General features: G+C 37.5%; 3 protein-coding genes and 2 pseudogenes. All 5 read right to left on the bottom strand.

Annotation, left to right across the window (positions count from 1 at the left end):
• Window positions 1-238, bottom strand: a pseudogene (locus B2X72_RS11435) (hypothetical protein); the annotation flags it as partial.
• Window positions 239-502: 264 nt separating this feature from the next.
• A complete protein-coding gene (locus B2X72_RS11430) occupies window positions 503-1,054 on the bottom strand; it encodes a hypothetical protein (RefSeq protein WP_075993124.1) in 552 nt (183 codons plus the stop codon).
• A gap of 76 nt (window positions 1,055-1,130) precedes the next feature.
• Entirely contained in the window at window positions 1,131-1,598 is a 468-nt protein-coding gene (locus B2X72_RS11425; RefSeq protein WP_075993123.1) for a hypothetical protein, read from the bottom strand.
• A gap of 141 nt (window positions 1,599-1,739) precedes the next feature.
• Window positions 1,740-2,549: a helix-turn-helix domain-containing protein gene (locus tag B2X72_RS11420; protein ID WP_075993122.1), complete on the bottom strand. Its 810-nt coding sequence runs from the start codon at window positions 2,547-2,549 to the stop codon at window positions 1,740-1,742.
• Window positions 2,550-2,692: 143 nt separating this feature from the next.
• A pseudogene (locus B2X72_RS11415) lies at window positions 2,693-3,319 on the bottom strand (oxidoreductase); the annotation flags it as partial.

Here is a 3,319-nt window from a genome sequence, read left to right as displayed (position 1 = left end):
CAATTAAATATTGTGTTACACCTAATAGCTTGTCCAATTCGCTCAGTCGAATTTCTTCGATTTCGGTCAGATTGTTTCGTTTCTCCTTTCTCACTTTTAACCCATTACGTTCTGGTTTTAGCATTTGGATCACCGCATTGTATTCCTCTCCGCGCTGGAGGGAATAGGTCTCAACCTGGTCAAATGCAAAACTCTGTATATAATGAGAAGATGTGATTGAATTCGTGATCCTTTTCATCTTTGAAAGTGAACGGTTATTTCTCTAAATCCTAACGATAAAAGTATAAAAAATAGATTGTAGTAGCTAATAAGAATCTTAATACGCTTCTTCAAATAGAACTTTTAAAAAATCGCTAAGAAATTTTCTGTCTTACTTTTGGTGCTATCCCAGATCATAACTCTTAGCGTTTTTTTAACTTATTTTCTCATTTAAAAAGAGATCGAGCTTATCAGTCATTTGCAATCAAATTTGCAGCGTCACTTTTTAGATTGGTGGATAAATTTAGCTCGAACCATCTAAGAGCTCAAAAGTAATCCCTCCAGCATGATGCTTTCTTAATTGGTCGATTAATGGAATACAAGACGCATCATAAGCAATATGAGTTAGGTTTTTGTAAGTTAATAGCTCAATTAGAAGGTTTGGAATATCAATAATATGAGCATTTTTAAGAACCAGTGTTTTTAGGTTTTTTATCCTTAGGTTGGTCAAACCAATTAAATCAAAATGATCCAAATACAACAAACTTATATTTTCAAGGTCATTTATCCATAACGGGATATCATATGGACTGTTTTCTTTTACCCTTCTACTGCTATAATCACCTGTTAGAAATAGTTTTTCAAGCTGGTCAAGGTGTTTAACATGTTCATTTGGCAAGGTATTTCTGTCAAACCGAGTTGTTGTGTATAAAGCAAAGGGAACATTACAAATTCCTAATAAGATCGTTTCCCCCTGAAAAAATAGTACTGATCCATTTTTTTCATCACCCCAATTGACATGGAGCATACCACTTCCTCTAATGATACTTCTTCCTTCATTGTTGTCTTTTTCCATGATGACTAAATGTGGGACCCTACAACTACCAGGTCACAGTTTAACTTTTCCTGCAATTCAACTATAAATTCAGGTTTCAATTCAGGCCAGTTCCAAAATGTAAATCCAAGATTGCTGAATCCCGACTGTGGTTCGAAAACATATTGATGGATGTCACTTTCAGTGCCGCATATCGGAGACACAACAAGTTATCGGTAAAACCCTGGTACCAGGGATCCAGATCCCATTCATTGTCTACAATATTTCCAGTACAATTGGGGCATACTATACGATCGATACCATTTTGTCCGGTATTAAATATAGTACGCTCAGTTGTTATTTCCAGACCATTTACATCAAGTTGGTGTGGAAGGAAATGAGGCTCAAATACAATGTATTGAGCACCGTCAGAAAATGCATATCCAAGGTTGCCCAGTGTGCATTCCGATAATTCAGCTTTGACGATATCTTTCGAAACTAACCACTTTAAAATATCATCTACAGCAATTTCAGCGAAAGCGTACCTGGACACTCTTGGCACAAGCGAAATAGTATAATCACTCATAGTCTAAAAATAAAGAATAATGGGAATATTGTTCCAACGGTTTTATACAAATTTTTACGAAATAACTGGATCTGTTCCAGTACTCGAAAAGCGTAGTAGGGATTAAGCAATGGATTTTGATTAATTCAAATTGAATTGGCGTCAGGAAATACTTTTCAGCAGACTTGGTGCAAATCCAAACTGCTTCTTAAAGGCGAATGAAAAATGGGAAAGGTTTTCAAAGCCTACCTCATAGCAAACTTCCAGAGGCTTTTTTTTCTTTGCTGTTAGTTGATAATAGGCAAGCTCCAAACGTTTATAAGTTAACCATCGTTGTGGGGTCATGGTAAATGCTTTTTTGAAATCCCGTTTAAATGTTGTGAGGCTTCTGCCAGTGAGGTAACCAAACTTTTCCAGCGGAAGATTGAACATAAAATTCTTCTCCATATAATCGACTAGGTTGATCTTTCCGGGTTCTTCAAAATTAGCAAGTAATTGATCGATCCTTTTATCCAGGGTTCTGAGAATGCTGATGGCTTCGGTAATTTTAATCGCAGCAATATCCTCAGGGATATCTTTCATGTCAAAATAAGGGATAAGCGAAGCTAGACAGCTTTCTAGGAGAGGATGATTATTGAAACAAAAAATCTTCGGTGAATTTTGTGCTTGGGGATCTATGGTCTTACCAGCATAAAAATTTTTTAATGTTTCTAATGATAAATGCATGACTACCGTCTTGTGAGGTTCGCCATCTTTAGGGTAATTAATTATTGTAGCCAATTGGTTTCTGGGAATTAAAAAGATATCCCCTTTTCCAAATAGATAGGTGGCATCAGCCTGTACAATCTTGGTTTCTCCGGAAAGAAACCAGACCAACATATGTTGGTCAAACATAATGTCCGATTTAAAAAATTGGTCTTCGTAGCTGGAAAGCTTTATATCTTCGGTGATGTATCGGGCTTGGTATTCCATGATTTTTGCTTTTTTATGAAAGAAATCAATGAGGTAAATATAAGAAATAACATAATTTACTTTGTTTAAAAGTTCATTGCTGAAAATAGAGAGGCAGAAGGGCCATCTTGCCTCTCTTTTATGCTTGAAAGTAATAAATGGATTTATGGATTGAAACGGATACCTGTCATCTCTTCGATGAGTTTCCAAAGTCTTTTGGCGTTAGTTTCATCCAGTGAATAGGGATGTACCCCTTTTTGGACAGTAATATCTGATGAGACTACTGCGATATCTCCGTCTTCACAATAAACGCCGCCAATATGATCAAGCATAGGGCTTGTTGCACACCATACCGTTGTGGCAGCTCCTTGTGGGATCGTTTTTAGCGATGCAGCTACTTCGGGTAACATATTACCGTCTGCATCCACAAACCCCATTTTGTGGAATAGCTCCAATGGGACTTCTCTGCCCAATTCTGTGTCGCCGATAGAACCGGGATGAACCGCATAACTTCTGATATGAACAGATTGTCCTCGAGCGTCCAATTCCATTGAAAAAAGATTGACTGCGGTCTTGGATTGTCCATAGCCCTGTAATGTTTCATATTCTCTGTGCAGGAAATTAGGATCATCAAAATTAAAAGGTGCGAAATAGTGGCCATGAGAGGAAACATTAACCACTCGCGCTCCGTTGGCTTTTTTAAGGGAAAGCCATAATCTGGAGCTGAGCTGAAACAAGGCTAAATAGTTGGTAGCGAGTTGTGATTCTATACCCCGTTCATCTCTACGCAG

The sequence above is a fragment of the Sphingobacterium sp. UBA7253 genome (genome assembly GCF_002472745.1).
Taxonomy (GTDB): Bacteria; Bacteroidota; Bacteroidia; order Sphingobacteriales; family Sphingobacteriaceae; genus Sphingobacterium; species Sphingobacterium siyangense.
The sequence above is the reverse complement of the archived record's forward strand: the minus strand, read 5'-3'. Positions and strand labels throughout refer to the sequence as shown.